General features: G+C 41.3%; 18 protein-coding genes. 1 reads left to right on the plus strand and 17 read right to left on the minus strand.

Annotated features, from left to right (window positions below):
* The 17 genes from fliQ to Q4574_RS00435 form a co-directional block, all read right to left on the minus strand.
* Complete coding sequence (gene fliQ, locus Q4574_RS00355) at nucleotides 1-270, minus strand: flagellar biosynthesis protein FliQ (protein ID WP_303470170.1); 270 nt, start codon at nucleotides 268-270, stop codon at nucleotides 1-3.
* Between the two features lie 12 nt (nucleotides 271-282).
* A complete protein-coding gene (fliP, locus tag Q4574_RS00360; RefSeq protein ID WP_303470172.1) occupies nucleotides 283-1,032 on the minus strand; it encodes a flagellar type III secretion system pore protein FliP in 750 nt (249 codons plus the stop codon).
* On the minus strand, nucleotides 1,025-1,525 hold the full coding sequence (fliO, locus tag Q4574_RS00365; protein WP_303470174.1) for a flagellar biosynthetic protein FliO: 501 nt from the start codon (nucleotides 1,523-1,525) through the stop codon (nucleotides 1,025-1,027). Before fliO ends, fliP begins: the two co-directional genes overlap by 8 nt.
* Nucleotides 1,485-1,901 (minus strand): flagellar motor switch protein FliN, encoded by a 417-nt coding sequence (gene fliN / locus Q4574_RS00370; RefSeq protein WP_303470176.1) that lies wholly within the window; start codon nucleotides 1,899-1,901, stop codon nucleotides 1,485-1,487. The genes fliO and fliN overlap by 41 nt, the downstream gene beginning before the upstream one ends.
* Nucleotides 1,902-1,928: 27 nt before the next feature.
* On the minus strand, nucleotides 1,929-2,987 hold the full coding sequence (gene fliM, locus Q4574_RS00375) for a flagellar motor switch protein FliM (RefSeq protein WP_303470178.1): 1,059 nt from the start codon (nucleotides 2,985-2,987) through the stop codon (nucleotides 1,929-1,931).
* A gap of 31 nt (nucleotides 2,988-3,018) precedes the next feature.
* Complete coding sequence (fliL, locus tag Q4574_RS00380) at nucleotides 3,019-3,540, minus strand: flagellar basal body-associated protein FliL (RefSeq protein ID WP_303470180.1); 522 nt, start codon at nucleotides 3,538-3,540, stop codon at nucleotides 3,019-3,021.
* A 92-nt stretch (nucleotides 3,541-3,632) separates the two neighbouring features.
* The gene (locus tag Q4574_RS00385; protein ID WP_303470182.1) at nucleotides 3,633-5,867 is read right to left on the minus strand and encodes a flagellar hook-length control protein FliK; all 2,235 of its coding nucleotides are present in this window, start codon (nucleotides 5,865-5,867) and stop codon (nucleotides 3,633-3,635) included.
* A gap of 118 nt (nucleotides 5,868-5,985) precedes the next feature.
* The gene (gene fliJ / locus Q4574_RS00390) at nucleotides 5,986-6,423 is read right to left on the minus strand and encodes a flagellar export protein FliJ (RefSeq protein ID WP_303470184.1); all 438 of its coding nucleotides are present in this window, start codon (nucleotides 6,421-6,423) and stop codon (nucleotides 5,986-5,988) included.
* On the minus strand, nucleotides 6,423-7,757 hold the full coding sequence (gene fliI, locus Q4574_RS00395; RefSeq protein WP_303470186.1) for a flagellar protein export ATPase FliI: 1,335 nt from the start codon (nucleotides 7,755-7,757) through the stop codon (nucleotides 6,423-6,425). The genes fliJ and fliI overlap by 1 nt, the downstream gene beginning before the upstream one ends.
* Nucleotides 7,758-7,760: 3 nt before the next feature.
* Nucleotides 7,761-8,570 (minus strand): flagellar assembly protein FliH, encoded by an 810-nt coding sequence (gene fliH / locus Q4574_RS00400; protein ID WP_303470188.1) that lies wholly within the window; start codon nucleotides 8,568-8,570, stop codon nucleotides 7,761-7,763.
* 41 nt (nucleotides 8,571-8,611) lie between these two features.
* Nucleotides 8,612-9,649 carry a flagellar motor switch protein FliG gene (fliG, locus tag Q4574_RS00405; RefSeq protein WP_303470190.1) on the minus strand — a complete coding sequence of 346 codons (1,038 nt, stop codon included), beginning with the start codon at nucleotides 9,647-9,649 and terminating at the stop codon, nucleotides 8,612-8,614.
* An 8-nt stretch (nucleotides 9,650-9,657) separates the two neighbouring features.
* On the minus strand, nucleotides 9,658-11,361 hold the full coding sequence (gene fliF, locus Q4574_RS00410; protein WP_303470191.1) for a flagellar basal-body MS-ring/collar protein FliF: 1,704 nt from the start codon (nucleotides 11,359-11,361) through the stop codon (nucleotides 9,658-9,660).
* A 19-nt stretch (nucleotides 11,362-11,380) separates the two neighbouring features.
* Nucleotides 11,381-11,701 (minus strand): flagellar hook-basal body complex protein FliE, encoded by a 321-nt coding sequence (gene fliE / locus Q4574_RS00415; RefSeq protein WP_303470193.1) that lies wholly within the window; start codon nucleotides 11,699-11,701, stop codon nucleotides 11,381-11,383.
* 311 nt (nucleotides 11,702-12,012) lie between these two features.
* Nucleotides 12,013-13,356 (minus strand): sigma-54 dependent transcriptional regulator, encoded by a 1,344-nt coding sequence (locus Q4574_RS00420; protein WP_303470195.1) that lies wholly within the window; start codon nucleotides 13,354-13,356, stop codon nucleotides 12,013-12,015.
* Nucleotides 13,353-14,534 carry a PAS domain-containing sensor histidine kinase gene (locus tag Q4574_RS00425; RefSeq protein ID WP_303470197.1) on the minus strand — a complete coding sequence of 394 codons (1,182 nt, stop codon included), beginning with the start codon at nucleotides 14,532-14,534 and terminating at the stop codon, nucleotides 13,353-13,355. The genes Q4574_RS00420 and Q4574_RS00425 overlap by 4 nt, the downstream gene beginning before the upstream one ends.
* Nucleotides 14,535-14,726: 192 nt before the next feature.
* Complete coding sequence (locus Q4574_RS00430; protein WP_303470199.1) at nucleotides 14,727-16,208, minus strand: sigma-54 dependent transcriptional regulator; 1,482 nt, start codon at nucleotides 16,206-16,208, stop codon at nucleotides 14,727-14,729.
* A gap of 350 nt (nucleotides 16,209-16,558) precedes the next feature.
* Nucleotides 16,559-17,359, minus strand: coding sequence for a flagellin (locus tag Q4574_RS00435; protein WP_303470201.1), 801 nt, complete (start codon nucleotides 17,357-17,359; stop codon nucleotides 16,559-16,561).
* Between the two features lie 292 nt (nucleotides 17,360-17,651).
* Here Q4574_RS00435 and Q4574_RS00440 point away from each other — a divergent pair, with 292 nt between their 5' ends.
* Complete coding sequence (locus Q4574_RS00440) at nucleotides 17,652-21,176, plus strand: 6-hydroxymethylpterin diphosphokinase MptE-like protein (protein ID WP_303470203.1); 3,525 nt, start codon at nucleotides 17,652-17,654, stop codon at nucleotides 21,174-21,176.
* The last annotated feature ends 10 nt before the right edge of the window (nucleotides 21,177-21,186 follow it).

Here is a 21,186-nt window from a genome sequence, read left to right on the forward strand (position 1 = left end):
TTAACCTACGACTTCTGGGATGCGTTCAACGATATTGAAAGTGAAATCCATTAACTTTTGTACTAGCCAATGTCCGCCCCAACTTAATGCTAAAAGGGTCACAATCAACCGCGGTAGAAAACTCATGGTTTGTTCATTGATGGAAGTGGCCGCTTGAAAAACCGCAACGATCAGGCCGACAAACAAGCTCGGCAAAATGATTGCCGACACCAATAAGATTACCATTTGTAAGGCTTCTTTTAGAATCTCGACGAAGACTTCTGGTGACATATTAGTATTCCTCTACCCTAACCCAAAGCTTGTTGCCAAGGTGCCAAAAATTAGATTCCAACCATCCACTAACACAAATAACATTAGCTTAAAGGGCAAAGAGACGATCATCGGCGATAACATCATCATCCCCATTGCCATTAAAATGGATGCCACCACTAAATCCAGAATAAGAAACGGAATAAACAACATAAACCCTATCTGAAACGCCGTTTTCAGCTCACTGGTTACAAATGCAGGGATCAACACATTCATAGGGACTTCAGATGGATCGTCAAACTGGCCTTGCATATCCCCTAACTGAACAAAGGTTTCTAAATCTTTTATCCGAGTTTGCGACAACATAAAGGCACGCATTGGCACCTTAGCTTGCTCATACGCCTCTAAGGATGTCATCTCTTCGTTTAGGTAAGGTTGCAATGCATTTTCGTTGATCTGCTCAAAGACCGGCGCCATGATAAACATCGATAAAAACAAACTCACACCAATTAATATTTGATTTGAAGGCGACTGCTGCAGACCTATGGCTTGACGCAATATTGACAGCACAATAATAATTCGCGTAAACGAGGTCATCATCATCACAAATGCGGGCAACAAACTCAGTGCGGTCATAATCGCCAGCACTTGTAAGGTCATGGTATAGTCTTGTGTGCCATCTGGATTTGTAGTGATAGTGAGAGCATCCACCCCCGGGGCCGCAATTGCATCAGCAGGAGCCAATAAAATGACGCTCAACAACACCAGTAAACATCTAATCATTGTTTTGTCCGTTTTTTTGCTGATTGTTTTTATCAAAACTAGGGTTAATTTTACCGGCAAGTGCTTGAGTTAACTTGTCTTTAAAACTATCTGATGTGGAATTTGAGGGCTTTTCTAAAGCGTGTTCGAGCTTAGCTAAGTGATTGATATTCGTTGCCGTAACCCCCACTAAATGCTGTTCATCTCCCACTTCGATGACCATAATACGTTCACGGGTGCCAGCCACCATAGAGGCCACAACCTGAAGTTGACCATTTCCCGTTGCAGTGACGTTAAACCGTCGCATTAACAGGGCTAACACCACCACAATCACGATCACAAGCAATAATGATAGAAAAATTGACACTACTGAGGTGGGGTTTGAAAGACTTTCGACTTGTGCAAAAGCACTTTTGGAAAGGATGAAAAATGGGCTCAGAGACATCCAAACCCATGATTTGTATGAGTTTTTATTACCTGAGCTTTTTGATTCTCTCGATTTGACTAATAACATCCGTTAACCGAATCCCAAATTTATCGTTGACGACCACTACCTCTCCATGAGCAATCAACGTGCCATTTACTAACACATCAAGTGGTTCGCCGGCGACTCGGTCTAATTCAACAACGGATCCTTGGTTCAATTGTAATAAATTTCGGATACTAATATGACTGCGCCCCACTTCCATGGAAATGGTTACAGGAATATCTAAGATTGTATCGAGCTTTTTCTTTTCTTTTTGAGTTATAGGGGCATCTTCAGATAGTTCATCCAGCTCAGCTACTGACACTTCACTATCTTTATCACCCGCTTTACCTTCTGCACCTTCTTCTTCAGCTTGTTCAGCCATAGCTGCAGCCCAGTCGTCCATTGCATCATCTTCACTCATTGTTCTTTACCTCGTTGTTGCAGACGCTCATAAATCTTCTTCAAGTATAGAAAGCTCAGCATCGCTATCTATTCGGCGTCCGCCTTTCGTTAATAATTGCAATTCAGATTTAACTGAAGTGGGTCGTGGAATTTTCTCGGTAATTTTTACCGCGATATTGTCCCGTGAACGACCTAATTTCGCCCTAAATGTAGGTAGGTCTTCAATAAGAACCGTTATGGTCTCGGGCATTTCAATGGGAATAATATCCCCTGGTTCAAAATTCATTATTTTTTGTAAGGAAACATCCACGTCCAACATATGGGTTGAAACAGCTACGGTTACATCTAGAATTTCATCTCGAAGGGCTTTACTCCAGCGTAGATCCGTATCTTCCTTGTCGCTTTGCACACCCGCATCTAATAGCTCTCGAATGGGCTCTAACATGGAGTACGGCAAAGAAACGTGGAAATCACCACCACCGCCATCCAATTCAATATGGAATGAGCTAATGACCACCACTTCAGTTGGACTGACAATATTAGCCATTGCTGGATTAACTTCTGAGTCTAAATACTCAAACGAAACATCCATGACCGGTGCCCATGCTTCTTTGTAATCCTCAAATATCAATTTCAGTAACATTTGCGTAATGCGGCGTTCAGTGGGCGTAAACTCACGTCCTTCAATTTTGGCATGATAACGACCATCACCACCAAAAAAGTTGTCGACTAAAATGAAAACCAATCGGGCTTCCATAGTAATTAAGCCAGTACCTTTGAGGGGTCTGAAACGCACCATATTCAAACTGGTAGGCACAAATAACGTATGAATGTACTCACCGAATTTAATCATTTGAATACCGTTGATAGATACTTCGGCAGAACGGCGCATCATATTAAACAAGCTCACCCGCATATGCCTTGCAAATCGCTCGTTAACAATTTCCAGGGTGGGCATACGTCCACGCACAATGCGGTCTTGGGAAGAAAAGTCATACTCAATCATCGAACCATCAGATTCGAGATCTTCGGTATCCTCTTCTTCAACATCATCAACACCATGAAGTAGCGCGTCAATTTCGTCTTGTGATAATAAATCGCTCAAAGTTTTGCTCGCTTAAATCAACATTTACCGATTATTGCATTACAAAGCCAGTGAAAAGCACTTGCTCAACCACTTCACTGCCAACGGTTTCTTTTAACACTTTTTGTACTTCTCTACCGGCTTGATCCCTTAAGGCAACCTTGCCAGCCTCTGTGACTAAATCATCTGCGTTTGAACTACTGAATACCTTTAATAAGGTTCCTTCAATCAATGGCACATGCATTTTCGCCATCTCTTCATTGTCCGTTCCACGCACCATTAATTGCACTTTGATTTGTGCAAGGCGGTCTTTACCCTGACCAGGAACGTTAAATACAAATGGACGTGGCATAGCGACATATAAGGCTGTTCCTTTATTCGCCGAAGACATCGACCCACTATCATCAGATGAAGCTTCCGCGACTTCTGATTCAGCAGCCATATCAGGCTCATCTGAACTACCCAGTAAAAAATATGCGGCGGCACCGCCACCGATGAGGACAAGGGCTACGATGATAATAATTATCATTTTACCTTTGCCGCCTTCTTCCATTTGTAATTCTTCTTCTGCCATTGTCTTCTCAGTTGTGTTTAGTATGACTGTTTGTGCATTGTATCAATAAATTGCCTGAACTAAACGATTCTAGTCGCTCAATTGCACTTCTATTACACAAAATAGTCTATTCCGCCTAATCTGCCATTAGAAATTCGTTGTTCTATCACCTGAGTCTCCTCTCCGGGGATATTCTCATCAGCTTGATTAGTGCCCACATATTCTGAATCTTGTTGCGTGTCATTGCTATTTTCTTGCTGCACCGAAGACTGTCCAAGTTCAATACCTTGCTGCTCTAAGAGCTCCTTAAGTCTTGGCGTAGCCTGCTCGAGTACGTCTCTTGCCTGCTGTGATTGCACCACAATATTCACGCTAGCGGTATCCCCAGACATATTTAGGCGTACTTTCATTGCGCCCAAATCGGGTGGATCTAAACGAATCTCAGCTTGCAAGTTATTTTGATTCGCCATCCAACGCACTTTTTCAGTCAATTGCTGCAATCCTTCATTGCGAGTAATATTTACCGCTTTGTCAAATTGCGCCATTTGCTGACCTTGTTTAGTTTGCAAATGTTGCGCCTGATTTACGTTTTCTTTGACTAAATTTCTCTCGGACGCAAAATTATGCTGTAGCTGTTCTATTTTGGCGTTTAATTGACTGGTTAATTCTAAGCTTTGATTAAACCGCGTGACCGAATGATCCAATACTTCTGGGACTATGGGCATCGCGTTAACTTTAGTAGCGGCATCACTAACTAATGCCGATAAATCGATTGCAGGCTGATGGCCTTGCTGCAGTTGTGCTTTTACTTCTTCAATCCCACTTTTTAGGGCACTCACAAAGTCAGTTTTAAGGGTGACCTGCGAAGTATCAACTTGACTCGTCGCGGGTTTGATATCTAAACGTTTGGCAAGATTTGTCAACGCAGCATCTAGTTTGTCTGCAGGTATATCGAGTAAAACCGCCAGACTCTCGTCTAACGGTTTCGTAGACAAGGGGATCTCCTGCTCTCCAGTAACAGCATTAACCTGTGCTTGCGCGTTTAAACTTGGATTGCCATCTTGTTGATGCATTTCGCTGTTATCGGCATTGGTTGATTTACCACTTTGATCATTGGCAACATTCAACAAACCAAGCAGCAACTGCATATCTTCAATCACGGCGTTTTCTGTTTCAGAGTCTTCAACTGGGATAACATTGTTGACTAAGGCAACAGACTCAGTCTCATGGGTGAGCCTTTCTCGTAGACTTTCTATAACCTCAGGATCGAGCTGTTCTAAAAACTCGCTAATACGAGTAATGAGTTCATCGGGGCTCTGCACTTCAGTAGTGTCAGTATTTTGTTCAGAAGTGCTCTCAGCGGCGTGTAATTCAGTGATTAAGATGCTCAAAGTGTGCAGCGCGAGTTCGGCTTCTTGCTCCGTCGTTAGACTGTTAGCCAGCTCGCTGGCAACCTCACTACTAGCTTCAGTGTCCACTGTACTTTCAGTCTGGGGATGAACACTATGCGGTATTGACTCGGGACTGTCAGTCTCTACGTCAGTATTTACTGTCGAGGTTTCTTGAACAGCATTTTCATCTAGCAATTCAATATTTTCGTTTTGTGACAATAGCTCAAACAAGGTTAACTCTGAATCCAGCTCCCCATCGGACTCAACCTGCTCACCAGTAATGTTGTGGGTTTCGCTAATTTCGATGTCACCCTTTTCATTGGGCAGTTGCTCACTAGTGTTGCTAGCCTTGGCAATACTTTTTTCTAGTAATAGCAACCAATCGTTTAGCCCTTCTTGGCTTTCGCCAACGTTTCCAGAGTTTACTGTATCAAGTAGCTCATTAGTTTGTTCTTCACCAGTGGTAAAGGCTTTTTCGTCATTTATTGAATGCTCAGAAGTACCTCGTGCTAGCTCTTCTTTACTGCTTTGTAATTCTCCACCTTGCTCTTTTTGAATATGTTTCGACGCTACTTTTTCCACATCAGCGTTGGTGGTTTTATTAAGCTCTTGAGAGACAGGATCTAGGGTCTTTTTTCCAGCCGAAGTTTCTGAAGAATCATCCGTCATGGTTTCAGGAGTCTGGGCCGCTGACTTTTGCTCAACAGGTTTAGCGTATTCTCGCGAATTATCTTTCTTTTTTTCTGTTAAGGCTTGTTTCAGAGTGTCTTCACTGGCTTTGCTATTTTCCTGAGCAATATGGTTTTTACGGGGCTCATCAGGCTGGCCATACACTTTATCAGCTTGTTTTAAATACGAGCGAAACTCTAGCTGTTGACTAATATTGTTGCCAGAATAATCATTCACCTTAGTCATCAAGGCGGCAATTTCTGATTTAGTGGTGGCAATATCTTGCATCTTTAATTCCCGTTTCAGCATTGATTTATGACGTAAACCAATCATATTAGCTGGCTACAGCAAAGAGCGTTCCAATCTGCAAATTTATTATTCGAAAAGACGGGTTAAAAAAGCATGTTTATTGGTTGCGGATAAAGCGTTGGGTGGAAAGCTCATCCATAAATAACTGTTCAAGTTTATTATTTCTCACTTCTCTTGCTTGACGTTTTTTATCCAACAACATTTCCACAGCTTTGCGTTTACGCTGCTGGGCTAACCAAAGCTCTTTTCGTTGTTCGGCGACCAAAACAGCCTGATTGTGTACTTGCATTTGTTGCTGACAAGCTTTATCTAATTTGCCGATGAAAGAATGCAATTTGTTAAATTTATCAATATTGAGGGTATCGGCACTTTTCACTTGGGTTTGACGCAGATAGTCCAAGCGATAACCTTCCAAGCTAGTCAATTTCTGCTTGTTTAACTCAGCATGTTGTTGGGCTAATTGAAAATCTTGAGCAAGACGATCTTCTTTGTCCTTTTCCCACCTTGCCACTAATTCTAGTTGACGTTCTGCCATTAGCCGTTACCTAGCCCTTTCGTCAAGGACATCATCCCTTCGAGACATTCGTCGTAAGGCAATATTTGCTTCATACCTTGTTGTAGAAAAGTATTGATAACAGGCTCTGCAGCTATAGCTAAATCCATTCTAGGATCGCTTCCTTTAGTGTATGCGCCTATATTAATGAGATCTTTATTCTGTTGATAATTGGAATATACCTGTTTGATACGACGACTTGCCATTAGGTGCTCATCACTGACAACCATGGGCATCACACGGCTAATGGACGACTCAATATCTATGGCAGGATAGTGTCCTGCTTCTGCCAAATTTCTAGACAATACAATATGTCCGTCAAGAATAGCCCGTGCAGAATCAGCAATGGGATCTTGTAGATCATCCCCTTCGGTTAACACAGTATAAAAGGCTGTAATCGAGCCTTGCCCCTCTTTTCCGTTTCCGGCTCTTTCCACTAAAGCGGGTAGTCTGGCAAACACTGAAGGTGGATAACCTTTAGTAGCTGGAGGTTCACCAACGGCTAAGGCAATCTCACGTTGTGCCATTGCATAGCGGGTCAACGAGTCGATTAACAATAATACATTCAAACCTTTATCTTGAAAATATTCCGCTATCGCCACTGCGGTCTCACACCCTTTGAGGCGCATAAGGGGCGACGTATCTGCTGGTGAGGCAACAACGACTGATTTTTGTCTTTCTTGATCACCCAAAATGTCTTGTATAAATTCTTTTACTTCTCGACCACGCTCGCCAACCAAACCTACCACGACAACATCGGCAGAGGTGCCACGGGTCATCATTCCCAACAACACACTCTTACCCACGCCACTTCCCGCAAACAAGCCCATTCGTTGCCCTTCACCTACGGTGATCATCGAATTAATAGCACGCACGCCAACATCTAGAGGATTAGAGATAGGTTTACGGGATAAAGGATTAATAGGGGGTTTACTCAATGAAACGCGTTTTTCAGCTTTAATGGCACCTAACCCATCCAAGGGTTGCCCATTGCCATCCACCACTCGCCCTAACAAAGACATACCAACAGGTAGCCCCGGCTCTCGGGTAAGGGGTTCTACGCGGGAACCTGGAACGATCCCCTTTACCGCTTCGGTTGGCATTAAATAAGTAATATTTTCGGCAAAACCAACAACTTCCGCTTCAATTTGTCCATCAACGGTTTGCACTAAACATTGGCTGCCTACAGGCATTTGACAACCGACAGCCTCTAAGGTTAAGCCAATCCCACGAACCAGTTTACCTGAGGCAACAGTATGGGCTTCAGGCACTTGATTTTGCAATGACTTAATACGTTCAAGTAGCTTTTCCGACATCCTTTAAGACTCGCTTTCTATATCGCTAAGTCCTTGTTCTAGCAAAAACTTGTTTAACACGTCTTTCACTCGTCGTTCAACCGAAGTATCAACTGCGTTGGTTTGCGTGCTGATATCGCAGCCTCCTCTGGACATACTCGGATTTTCCACAAACACCCAGGCATTTTTTTCTATTTGCTCTGCAGAAAAACGTTCTTTGACCAGCTCTATATCCTCGGGATGCATGTGGATGGTATATTGAGATTCATGGATAGGCAGTGCTTTTAAGCCCTCGTTTAGAGCATTAAATAGGATTTCGGGATTGGTTTGTATTTCTGCTCTTATCACTGACTTGGCTAAAGAAACGGCCAGTTTGATTAATTCAGATTGTAATTCGTCTTCAACTTGGGATACGGGTTGATGTAATTGCTCCATTAAAGACTGCCATACCTCAATGTGCGACTCAACTTGCTCTTTGCCCTCAGCCAAGCCCTGTTCTAATCCTTCGCTCAGCCCTTGCTCTTTGCCTTCTTGTAAACCAAGTTCTTTACCCTCTGCATAACCGGCTTCATGACCTTGCTTTTTACCTTGTTCAAAACCTTCTTTGTATGCGGACTCTCGTATTTGCTCTATTTCTTCAGCAGTGGGCGGTAAAACCGTTTCTTCTACCTCTGGCGGTTCATACTTCCACGTACGCTTACGATCAAATACGTTGGTTTTGTTGGCATTAGCATCAAATGTTTCTTCTAAGATCGGCAACTCCCAAGCGGCAATATCTTCGTCACTTAAGGTGTTTTCATCTGTCTCTTTATCAGTCACATTTTTTTCCGTCACATCAATACCATTAACTAAAAGCAAGCGTGTTAAAGGCTACTTTATAGGAACTCTTCGCCGCCACCGCCGCCAAGCATTATTTCACCAGAATCAGCTAACCTTCTGGCCACCGATAAAATTTCTTTTTGGGCAGTTTCTACTTCACTTATACGCACAGGTCCGAGTGCTTCAAGGTCATCAATCAACATTTCAGCGGCTCGTTTAGACATATTTTTGGTAATTTTGTTTTTCAGCTCATCATCAGCGCCTTTGATTGCCTTGAGCAATGAGTCTTGTTGAACTTCACGTAATATTGCTTGAATAGCGCGATCATCTACATCTGCAAGGTTGTCGAAGACGAACATCAAGTCTTGGATTTGCTGACTCATCTCCTCATCTTGTTCACGTATTGCATCCATCAACTGGCCTTCAATATTGGTATCGAGATAGTTCATGATATCTGCCGCTGATTTCAAGCCGCCCATTTTAGCGGCTTGTGTACCTGCCTGACCGGCAAATTGTTTCTCCATAATTTCATTTAATTCTTGCAAGGCTGCCGGTTGCACCTCTTCAAGGTTGGCTACCCGCATCATTAAGTCTAACCGCACTTTTTCTGGGAATTGAGCCAGAATTTCCGCAGATTGCTCTGCATCTAGATAAGACATAACAATGGTTTGAATTTGTGGATGTTCATTACGAATGATGCTGGCAACCTGCTTAGAGTCCATCCACTTAAGGGAGTCGAGACCTTTAGCTCCGCTGCCCATTAGAATTTGATCAATTAAGTTGGCCGCTTTGTCTTCGCCCAAGGCTGCAGTCAATGCACGCTTCACAAAGTCTTGGCTTTGGAAACCAATGGTACTGTAATTTTGAATCTCTTCGATAAAATGTTTATGCACAGCGGTAATTTTTGGCTGCGTCATATCATCAATTTGCGCCATTGCTTGCCCTAAACGTTGGACTTGTTTGGGCTCTAAATGCTTAAGAATTTGCGCAGCGTCTTCTTCTGATAAACTCAGAAGTAAAATGGCGGCTTTATCTACACCCTCTAATTTTCCAACGTCATAGCCGCTGGATTCAGGTAATTCTTCTTCAGGCATGTCTATTCCTACTCATCTTGCATCAACCAGCCTTTTACTACCTGAGCTGATAATTCAGGTTCATTAGCAACTAATGCGCGAACCGCTTTTAGTACATCTTCATCTTTATGTAAATCTGGTAACATCAAGGAACCGTCTGCAGCAAAACCAACTTGCCCCTCATCAAACTCCTGAGACAGCATACTAATAGTTTCATCACCTAAGTCTAATGCGCTATCGACATCAAAATCATCGCTTTCAGTGGTATCTTGAGGATTAATAAGTCGACTCAACATAGGTTTAACCAGCGCAAATATTAATACGATAATGATAAGGGCACCCGCCGCTACTTTTACCGTTTGCGCAAACCATTCTTCTTTATAGTAAGGCACCACTTCGGGTACAAAATCATTTTCCCGACTAAAGGGAATACTTACCACCTCTAAAGAGTCACCACGAGTAACATCAAAGCCGATACCACCTTGCAACAAGCGACGAATATTGAGTAACTCTTGTTGCTCCCTAGGCGATGTTGACTGCGTACCATCTTCTGCAACCTTAGTGATATAATCCACTGCAACAGACACGCTCAACCGCTTAATGAAACCAGTCTGCTGTTTGGTATGACTAATTGTAGTATCTAACTCGTAGTTTCGCGTTTCTTCTTTTGAATTTCGACCCGGTAAGGTAGTTCGTGAATTGCTAGCCGTGGCATTTTCGGGGATTGAAGAGTCTAAAGGAGGTTGATTGGTTAGCGCGCCAGGAATGCCGGCGATTGCGCCACCTACACTGTTTTCTTCCACTAACATTTCACTGCGTATTGCAGGCAAATCAGGGTTGTAGCGACGCTGAGTTTGTTCAACTGCGGTAAAATCCATGGTTACATCAGCTTGGGCAGTATAATTTCCCAATCCAAGAACCGGAATTAATATCGAATCGATCTTTTCTAAATAGGCATTTTCCCGTTGCTTCTCTAATTCATACTCTTTTCTAGAGCGCGCAGAGGCGGCATCTTGAGAACCAGAATTCAGTAACCGGCCATTGCTATCTGTTACTGTAACGCGACTAGGCTCCATTCCTTGCACTGCCGACCCCACAATATCAATAATAGCGTCAACTTCTTCATTGGATAAGCTAGAGCCCCGTCCAGAAGTCACCACGACTGTAGCACTGGCTTTTTTCTCTCTCCGTGCAAAAACATTTTCAACCGGTAACGCAAGGAGCACTTTGGCTCGTTTAACCCCGTTAATTTCCTCGATAGTGCGGGCGATTTGCTGTTCTCTAGCATGCTTTAAGCGCTCTTTTTCTACTCGCTGTGACACCCCAAAACCCATATCTTGCATGATGATTTCAGCACCGGTGTTTTCCGAAGAAGAAGCGAGCCCTTGGCGAGTCATATTTAATTTAATCGCTTTATAGTCACTTTCTAGAACTTTAACCACATTACCTTCAAGAATGTAATCTGGGTAATTTTGATCAAGGTAATCAAGGGTTTCAATGAGCTCTTGGGTTTCCATTTTACCCAATGGACGGTAAGTAGGTTCTTGTGCCCAAATAACGATAAAAATAGCAATAGCGATACAGATCACCAGGGCAATCACTATGGTTACTTGACGCATTATATCGACATTGCCTAATGCGTCCATAAAACCAGATTTATGCTCTAATTCTGTTGAATCTGAATAGTTGTCATTGTCACTAAGTGCAAGCTCAGTGCTAGTTGCCTCGGCCACGAGTTATCCTCTTGCTATGTTAAACGGGCATGTTCATGATTTGTTTGTACGCTTCTAGTACTTTGTTCCGTACCTGTACAGTAGCTTCAAAAGCAATGCCGGATTTCTCTTTGGTCAACATCACGTCAGCTAAACTCATATTCGGATCACCCATCTCAAATGCGATTTGTTTGTCTTTCGCATCCAGTTGCATATCGTTCACAGTATTAATTGCCTGCCCTAACATTTCGGCAAAATTATGAGAAGAAGGGTTAGTGCCAGGAAGCTGTGCAACATCCATTTGTGCACCTGACGCCATTGCCTGCATTTCTTGGTATAAAGATTGTGCTTTGATTTCCATGTGTCGCTCCGGTGGTCAAATCAAAAGGCTTTGCGTATGTCAAAAAAAAATGGCAAAGCACGAATTTATTACAGCTATAGCTTAACTAAGCAATCTCAGTGCCAAACTTTAAAACCTATAAATATCAGCAAGTTAGAGTATTTGTCATTTTATTGACGGAGTTGTTTTATAGGATTTAACCGATAACCAACTTAATGGCTGGTTAACCATTTCCGGGAATAACGTAAAATGGAGAAAAACCGAGGGGTAATCTCGATGGAGGATGTAAAAAAATAGCCGTTAATTAACGGCTATTAGTGAAAGTGGTATTACTAAGCGGGAAGTTCAATTCCCACTTCACGCATACGCGCTAATTTATAGCGTAAGGTTCTGGGACTGATCCCCAAGCGTTCCGCCACATCTTTACGACGACCATTGCAAGATTGCAGTGTGTCGAGAATAATTTGATGTTCTTGATGACGTAATTCACTGCCTAATTTACTGTCATCCACTTCAGTTGGGTTTTCTTGTTCGGTGATAATTGTTTGGCCAGTCTCAATTTCAATCATCAAATCATTGGCGTCAATGCTTTCTCCATCAGACAAAATAAGGGCGCGTTGGATCACGTTTTCCAACTCTCGAACATTACCAGGCCATACATGCTGCATTAACTTACTTCTAGCCGAAGCCGTCAAGCTAGGCGCGGGTTGATTACCTTTATAGTGTCTTTCTATCATGTGTTCAGCCAGCGGCACTATGTCACCTGCTCGCTTATCCAACGGATGCCACATCAAAGGGAATACATTTAATCGATAGTACAAGTCTTCTCTGAATTTGCCATCGCTGACAACCTGTTTTAAATCGCGATTACTAGTGGCAATCACGCGTACGTCTAAGGCAATGGTTTTACGCCCCCCTAACCTTTCGACTTCTTTTTCCTGCAAAACACGCAATAGTTTTGCCTGTAATGCGAGATCCATTTCAGTGATTTCATCGAGTAAAATACTGCCACCCTGAGCCAATTCAAACTTACCAGGAGAAGCTTGTAGCGCTCCTGTAAACGCACCTTTTTCATAACCAAATAAGGTCGCCTCTAGCATATTCTCAGGTATAGCTGCACAGTTAATGGCAACAAAAGGCTGGTCTTTGCGGTTAGATTGGTCGTGAATATATCGCGCCAAAACCTCTTTACCCGAACCACTTGGCCCCAAAACCATCACAGTCGCATCTGAAGCAGCAACCTTTTTGGCTAAATTGAGCAAGTTGATACTGGTAGGATCGGCAGCGATAGGATTGCGAGATTCCACTTGTTGAGCTGGTGCATATCGGCCAACTAAATTTAACAGCACTTCAGGACTAAAGGGTTTTGACAGATAATCAGTTGCGCCATCTCGCATTGCTTGAACCGCATCATCTATTGTTGCATAAGCTGTCATAAGTAATGTTGGTAAGCTAGGGAATTTATTTTTGATACTGCGCAATAGAGTTAGGCCACTCATTTCGCCCATTTGAATATCACTCACTACCAAGTCGACCTTGTGTGAACTTAGTTTGACCATCGCTTGCTCAGCCGAGTTGGCCTCGATAACCTCATAACCCCCTAGTAATAAGGTATCGACTAATGCCTCTCTTAACCCGGCATCATCTTCTACAATTAGTATGCTGGTTTGACTCACGATTTCTCTCCCAAAGCCTGTTTAGTTGTTTGACTTGATTTAATGATTGGTAACATGAGACTAAAACATGCTCCTGAGCCCGGCATATTTGACACTGTAACCGATCCACCGTGGGACTTAGCCACAGTAGCAACTACCGATAACCCTAAGCCTGTGCCATGACTTTTAGAGGTATAAAAAGGTTCAAAAATGCGATTTAAACACTGTGTATCCACACCCGGCCCATTATCTTGAATGTGCAAACTCACCTGTTGATCATCGTGTAAACAACTAATCGCTATTTGACAATCTTCAGGCTGTACTTGAATTGCATTATGAATAATATTTTGCAGCGCCCCTAAAAGTGCGGGTTTGTTGCCTAAGATCATTAGTTGAGGATCAATATCTTTGACAATTAACTGGGCATTAGCTTGCTGAACCATATTCTCTGCGGAAACCGTCAGTTCTGATATGAGTTCGGCAATAGAGATATTTTGTACAACTTGTTCTTCGCCACTTTTGGCAAACAACAACATATCGTTTACCTGCCCTTCTAAATCTTTTAACCGCAACATTAACTTTTCACCAAAGCGCTCCCGTGCGCTGTCACTAAGTTGATTGCTAGCTAAATTTGAAGCGTATAAAACCGCTGCAGATAAAGGCGTACGAATTTGATGGACGATGGAAGCCACGGTTTTGCCTAAAGAAGACAGACGTTGCATGTGGCTAATTCGCTGTTGCAGTTGTCTGGTTTCAGTTAGATCAGTGAGTACAATAAGCTGTCCGGGTTCGGCAGTTAAAGGGGTAATAGATAATTTTACTTTTCGACCATCATGTAACGAAACTTCATGGCCATCATCGGCTTGGGGCTTAAACGAACGAGCTATAATTTTACGCCACGCTTGGCCTTCTAATGGCTCACCCAACAAGTCTTTGGCCAAAGCATTCGCCTGTTTTACCTGTCCTTGTCCATTTATCACGACAACCCCGGCCGGCATTACCTGTAATAAATGTTCCAGTCTGGTAGCCTGGCTTTTTAACTGCTCAAATTCTTGCTTGGAAACTTCTGTAGTTGAAGTTGATGACGCCTGAGGTGCAACAAACTGCGATGCACGCTCACGTGAGCGAGACGAGGAAGTACAGCTTATTTCCCGGTGTTCGTCTTCATACGATATGTTGAATGCACTGTCGAGCGCCATAATGTCCTCACGTCAAAAATATTACTTACCGTGAGATTAGCATATCCCATGCCAATTATTTTACCCTACATATCAATAAGTTATACCGTTGCAAACGGAGAGTTGAACGTCAACAAAATGACGGGAGAGGATTTAAGGGGTTATAAAGATTAAACAAGATGCGTTACCAACATGGCAAAAAGTACAGCCGTTCTAATCGCGGACTATTCCATATTTACGCATTTTTTCGACCAAGGTAGTTCGACGCATACCTAAGACTTCTGCCGCTCTTGCAACAACCCCGTCTTGTTGGTCTAGGGCTTGGTTTATCATACTGATTTCCAATTCTGAGAGATACTCTTTCAGGTTCATACCGTCTGAAGGCAAGGCTGAACTGGCATTCAAGTCAGTTTTTTGAACTATTTCCTGATTTTCGTCGAGATCAGCAAATTCGTTTTCATCACCTTCGCTTATATCACTATCACCGGTATCGTTAAACAAGGCGATTATTGCCTCACGTTCCAATAACTCTTCAGGGTAATCTGGTTCGAAATTGTCGCCATCGGTATATTGGTATTTGGAGGGTAAATCCGTTACATCCACCACTTGGTTGGGATATAAAATCAGTAACCTTTCCACCAAATTAGAAAGTTCACGGACATTGCCCGGCCACAGATGTTCGACCAGAGAATTAATTGCACTTTCGGTAAAACGTAAAGACTTTTCATTTTCTTGTTCTAACCGTGAAACTAGTTCCTGCAACAACAGCGGAATGTCTTCTTTGCGTTCTCTCAATGCTGGACTTTCAATGGGAAAAACATTCAATCGGTAATATAGGTCTTCTCGAAATGATCCTTCGGCGATCATGTTTTCAAGTTCTCTGTGTGTAGCGGCTACAATGCGCACATCACATTTAATGGGTTTGTTCCCTCCTACTCGCTCATATTGCCGCTCTTGCAACACTCGCAGCAATTTAACTTGCATTTGCAGAGGCATATCACCAATTTCATCCAAAAATAAGGTGCCACCTTCGGCTAACTCAAAACGCCCTTTACGTGCGTTTATCGCCCCTGTAAATGCGCCTTTTTCATGACCAAATAGCTCACTTTCTAACAGTTCTGCAGGAATAGCGCCGCAATTAACTGGAATAAACGGACCATTGTTCCGATTCGACATAAAATGCAGATTTCGGGCGATGACTTCCTTACCCGTGCCAGACTCACCTAACACAAGCACATTCGCGTCAGAGCTTGATACTTGCTCGATTAAATGTCGGACATTTTGAATTTCTTCGCTTTTTCCCACTAAACTGCGAAATAACTTGGTTTTACTGGTGTTGGTGCTTTTAGCGGGGCGTCTACGCAAGTACTCTTGACATCGATGAAGCATCTGAGTCAAAACGGGATAGGTTACTGGCTCTTCTAGTTGCCCAACAATGTTAGCTCTAAATTCAGCATTCGCTTGGGCATTGCCAATCACAATAAAAGGTTGGGCTGGAAATTTGCTTACCACATCATCGGTCAGCTCAGGGGAGTCAAAATCGATGATTACAGCTTCAAAGCTGTCTTGTTTTTTCAACGAAGACATTGCTTCAGAAAAAGGTACCATCGCACAACGTTCGCCTAAAAAAGACAAGATTGTTTTGAGATTATTGGCGCGCGACATATGCCCGCTGATAATCAGAATTGTGCTCATCCTTTCCCCATCTTTGTTATTTTTATTGTTTTTTTTCAAGGGTGTGTCAATTCCAAGTAAATATTTGCCAAGCTTCTCTGCTTATAAATAGACAATAACAAAATACCTATTTGCCGCAGTCCGTCTATTAAAAGATTAGCGTATATTTTTACTCGTGTCAGTAAGCTATAAAATGAAATTGAAACACACATACCAATTCTGTCTTGATTTTAAACATTCGTTGTCGGATAGCAACTATCAATTTTTATGTTTATGAATAAAATCAATTAATTGAACAAAATAAAAGCAGCCGAAGCTGCTTTATCATTAAATTTAATTTTAAACGTTCAATTAATCGCTTATATCGAGAATTAACTCAACAAAGACAATACTTGACCTTGCTGCTGATTCGCTTGAGATTGCACAGAAAGCGATGCTTGGCTTTGGATGCCAGCTGCAATATTGTCTGCTGTTGCTTGAGCGTAATCGGTATCTTGCAATCGACTTCTGGCGGCAGAAACATTAACATCGGTTTGACTTAGGTTTCTCGCTGCACTTGCAAATTGATTTTGCGTGGCTCCTAAATCCGCCCTAGCCCCACCTACAAATTCAAGGGCATTATCGGTAATCTCTAAGGCTTCTTCAGCCCCCTCAGACGTGGACACATCAATATTTAGCACATCATCAAGTTGTGCCGCCACATCTTGCGTCGCTACACCGATGCGCTGACCTGAGTTCGCACCAACTTGAAAATCAATGTTACCTTCTTCTGATAATAAAGATTTTCCACCAAAATTGGTCTGCTCAATGGTTTGGCTAATGTTACTTTGCAATTGAGAAATTTCGGATTGCAGCGCTTCTCGATCAGAATCGCTTAAGATCCCGTTCCCTGCTTGCACGGATAATTCACGAATTCGATTTACATCGGTATTAATACCTGACAAACCACCTTCGGCTACCTGAGATAGGGAAACGCCATCGTATGCATTAGAGATAGCTTGTCGATTACCTTCAACTTGGGTAGTTAACCGATCGATAATTTGTTGTGCAGCAGAATCATCGGCAGCACTATTCACTCGCTTACCTGAAGCCAACTTTTCAAACAAGGTTTCTTGTTTCTGTTGTAACTGCTGTAAAACGGATGAATTGTTACTGGCATCAAGATTGATCATAGATTTTCTCCTCCTACACCTTGTGTTAAGGATAGCAAAATATTGCCGATAAAGTAAGCAACCGACAATAAACACAGTCTAAACTAAGTATTAAAATTCATAACTATGTATAAATATCTATCATGAAAATGCAATTCAAGTAAACTCAATTGACTCCGATACCATCATCAGGTCACAATCATCCTAAGTATTAAATATCAAAAAGATAACCGTTTAACAGTGACAAATATTCAAATGACGTCACAGGCTGATAATAACGAGTTAACGTCTAGCACCATAAAAATTAGAAACCATGCTTAAAAATATACGATTACATATTGAAAAAGATGAAGAAAAACAACAAGAATTGGATCGCTCTTTAGCGGCAACCATTGTAGAAATGCAGCGCAAGAATATTAATAGCTTTGCGCGTAATATTCCCTCTTTAGTTCCGACAATCAAATCTACATCGCTGCAAAATCACTCGTTGTTTAATAATAAGTATGGTGAAATTAATATCGTAGATTACGGTATCGGAAGAACCTTGTATGGATTCCATCCTCTAAACGAAGTAAGCCAGCAAGTAAGCCGTTTTGAACATCACTGCCCAAAAATAACATTAGCTCAAAGCAGCGAAGTAAAATCAGATACAGAAAGCGCAACCTCATCTTCATTAGATTTTCATCAGCTTGCCGCATATCAAAATAGACAAAGCCAGCCGCAGTTAGACGAAGAAATAGAATGCTTAGTCGTATTAGGCTGTGGTTTGGGTTTGCATTTAGAGATGCTGCTTCGTCAACACAAAATCAAATACCTGATTGTTTATGAACCACAGATTCAATTTTTTCAATGCTCGGCATTAGCCATTGATTGGTCTTCAATTTTCGCATTAGCCAAACAAAATGGTACTGGGATTTTCTTACAAATAGAAAAAGATGGACGAAATTTAATTGAAGATATAGAACAATTACAAGAACATGAAGGTATTTCTGAGTTCCGTATTTTCAAACACTACAACCACCCAATTTTTGACGCTATTTTCAATGAACTAACCAAGCGTACTTGGGCTGATATCAAAAAGAATGGCTTTAAAGTCAGCGCTACTGAAAATTACCTCACCTATGTACCTAGCTGGACTCCAGAAATCGATCTTCAAAAATGTAAACCAGTCTGTGAAGAACAAACGCTATTTAGTAAAAACCTAAATGCGTTTAAAAAGTTCTATCCGGCTATTTATGAACAATTTAAATCTTATACTCCAGTCAATTGGCTACCTATTGATAATCAAGATAATGAAGTTAATTTATTAAATAAAGAAAATCTCACCACTTGGTATGGTGAATCACCTATTCAAGATTGTGAATTAAACTTCAAAAACTTTTACTCCCAACCCAATAAAGATGGATTAGTTTTAGGTTATACGGGTACCAAATTAGCCCACTACGAACACTACAAATTTGTAAAGAAAACCGAAGAGCTTTTAAAAGAAGCCGAAGATGAAATTGGCGAATTACCCGAAACGGTTGCATCTATCATCATGTTTGGTTTGGGTGTGGGTTATCAGGTAGAGCGTTTGTTGGCAGATCATAAAGTAGAAAAGCTGTTTATTTGTGAACCTAACTCAGATTTTTTCTATGCCTCATTATTTGCCATTGATTGGACCGCAATTTTCGAAAAAATTGAAAAAACAGATGCACGAATTTATCTTAATATTGGTGATGACGGTACGAACTTATTCAGGGATTTATTAACTCAATTCCACTCCATTGGCCCTTACATTTTAAACAATACCTACTTCTATCAAAGCTATTATAACTCTGCATTGAACAGTGCTATTGGCCAACTTCGCGAGCAGTTGCAAGTGGTTATATCCATGGGAGAATATTTTGATCATGCATATTATGGCATCGCTCATACCAAAGAAGGAATGAGACGAAAGATCCCAGTTTTAACTAAAAACCCATCTGCAAAGTTGAGCTACGATGACAAAGAAGTCCCAATATTTATTGTTGGCAATGGACCGTCGTTGGATAGCTCTATAGCGGCGATTAAAGAATGGCGAGAGCAAGTCATTGTTGTAAGTTGTGGGACCGCACTTCAGGCCCTGCATAGGAATGGTATCACACCTGATTTTCATGCAGAAATTGAGCAAAATCGAAGCACATTCGATTGGGCGTCTTTAGTAGATGACTTAGCTTATTTGAGAAGTATCACATTAATTTCGTGTAACGGTATCCATCCTGATACGTGCGAATTATACAAAGAAGTTTTAGTAGCGTTCAAAGAAGGAGAATCATCTACGGTTTCAGCATTGAACGTGCTTGGTCAAGAACACTTTGAAGTATTGCGAAATGCATTTCCTACTGTAAGTAATTTTGTATGTGATTTATTTAGTACATTGAGATTTACTAGCATCTATTTAGTAGGTGTAGATTTAGGATTTATAGATGTTAAACATCACCACTCGAAATCCTCTGCATACTACCTTGAAGATGGAGAAGAAATTTATCAATATACGAACTCTGCTAATACTTCTCTTATTGTGCCAGGAAATTTCAGAGCGACTGTAAATACTAAGCACGAGTTTAAAGTATCAAGGCAAGTAATTGAGCAAGTTACAAACCAAAAAAACAAAGATCAAACTTTTTATAATTGCAGTGACGGGGCAAAAATTAACAACACTCAGCCATTAAGAACTGATGAAATACTGGTTTTATCTAGTAGTGAGCAAAAGCAGCAAGCCGTAAACCAAATGAAAACCGCGGCTTTTTCAAATAATAAAACATCAAACTTTATAGAACGTTTTGAAAATAAATTCTCTCAGAAAAGGTTAATGAAAGAGCTCGGTTATTTTGAATTACTTTTAAAAAATGAAGTGAATACTCAAAAAGACATAGAGCACATAATCAATAAACAAAAAGAAATGTTATTTGCTTCCTATAAGCAAGGAAAGTCTCTGCTGTTTTACTACCTATACGGTACTGTGAATTATGCCAATGCGGTTTTAACTAAATTATCAAGCAACGTAGATAACGATGCCAATGGACTTGAGCGTAATAGGCAACTATTAAACGATTGGAAAAAAACCATCAGTCAATTAAAAACATTTATTTTAGTAAGCGAAAACTGCCACTATTTTGATACATCCGGCTTTAAAACCTATAAAAGAGAGCAGCTAATCTTACCTAAACATATAGCAGGTAAAACGATACTGGCAATATCAGATAATATTGAATTTCAAAAGTGTATCGCGTGGCTCTATACCCAAAACTTACCAACAATAAAAAACTTAAAAATTGCGAATAAAAGTGCAGATGTTGGCCCAAATAATAAGTATGATTTTGTTGTATATTATGAAGATGAAACTAACCAAGGGCTTCGAGGTGAACACAATTCGATTTGTATCACGAGAAGCAATGACGTTGCAATTATTCAAGGTAAGACTACCAGCTTTATTTCCTTTCCTAATATTGATAGCCCAGTAATTCTCAATAGCTTAGCGTTCGTTGTCAGTATCGCGATTCGTGCAGCTTTCGGCGTGACCCAAACCGCGTTTTATATTCCTAAGCTATTCACCTCTGATGCCTCAGAGTTCAACGAAAGAGTCATCTACACTGTACCTGAAGGTTTCGTAGCAATAGACTTTAGGCACTTCATCTGTATATCGGAGATTAAAGACGCGGGATTAGTATCTCGCTACTCAGGGACAAGAGGAACTATTGTATTAGGCGACATTAAAATGAAGCATTTACTTTTAGGTGTTTTATCTCAAAACAAAATAGATGAGTTTAAGCGACAACAAATTCAAATAACTGAATCAGAAATGTCACACATATAATATGGATAAA

It is taken from the genome of Aliiglaciecola sp. 3_MG-2023 (genome assembly GCF_030548205.1).
In the GTDB taxonomy this organism is placed as follows: Bacteria; Pseudomonadota; Gammaproteobacteria; order Enterobacterales; family Alteromonadaceae; genus Aliiglaciecola.

What these genes read in the sequence shown, in the direction of transcription:
- fliP (WP_303470172.1), bottom strand. Translation starts at nt 1,032, where the DNA reads ATGATTAGATGTTTACTGGTGTTGTTGAGCGTCATTTTATTGGCTCCT.
- Q4574_RS00440 (WP_303470203.1), top strand. Translation starts at nt 17,652, where the DNA reads ATGCTTAAAAATATACGATTACATATTGAAAAAGATGAAGAAAAACAA.
- Q4574_RS00385 (WP_303470182.1), bottom strand. Translation starts at nt 5,867, where the DNA reads ATGCAAGATATTGCCACCACTAAATCAGAAATTGCCGCCTTGATGACT.
- fliL (WP_303470180.1), bottom strand. Translation starts at nt 3,540, where the DNA reads ATGGCAGAAGAAGAATTACAAATGGAAGAAGGCGGCAAAGGTAAAATG.
- fliG (WP_303470190.1), bottom strand. Translation starts at nt 9,649, where the DNA reads ATGCCTGAAGAAGAATTACCTGAATCCAGCGGCTATGACGTTGGAAAA.
- fliI (WP_303470186.1), bottom strand. Translation starts at nt 7,757, where the DNA reads ATGTCGGAAAAGCTACTTGAACGTATTAAGTCATTGCAAAATCAAGTG.
- Q4574_RS00435 (WP_303470201.1), bottom strand. Translation starts at nt 17,359, where the DNA reads ATGATCAATCTTGATGCCAGTAACAATTCATCCGTTTTACAGCAGTTA.
- Q4574_RS00425 (WP_303470197.1), bottom strand. Translation starts at nt 14,534, where the DNA reads ATGGCGCTCGACAGTGCATTCAACATATCGTATGAAGACGAACACCGG.
- fliQ (WP_303470170.1), bottom strand. Translation starts at nt 270, where the DNA reads ATGTCACCAGAAGTCTTCGTCGAGATTCTAAAAGAAGCCTTACAAATG.
- Q4574_RS00430 (WP_303470199.1), bottom strand. Translation starts at nt 16,208, where the DNA reads ATGAGCACAATTCTGATTATCAGCGGGCATATGTCGCGCGCCAATAAT.
- fliN (WP_303470176.1), bottom strand. Translation starts at nt 1,901, where the DNA reads ATGAGTGAAGATGATGCAATGGACGACTGGGCTGCAGCTATGGCTGAA.
- fliE (WP_303470193.1), bottom strand. Translation starts at nt 11,701, where the DNA reads ATGGAAATCAAAGCACAATCTTTATACCAAGAAATGCAGGCAATGGCG.
- fliJ (WP_303470184.1), bottom strand. Translation starts at nt 6,423, where the DNA reads ATGGCAGAACGTCAACTAGAATTAGTGGCAAGGTGGGAAAAGGACAAA.
- fliO (WP_303470174.1), bottom strand. Translation starts at nt 1,525, where the DNA reads ATGTTATTAGTCAAATCGAGAGAATCAAAAAGCTCAGGTAATAAAAAC.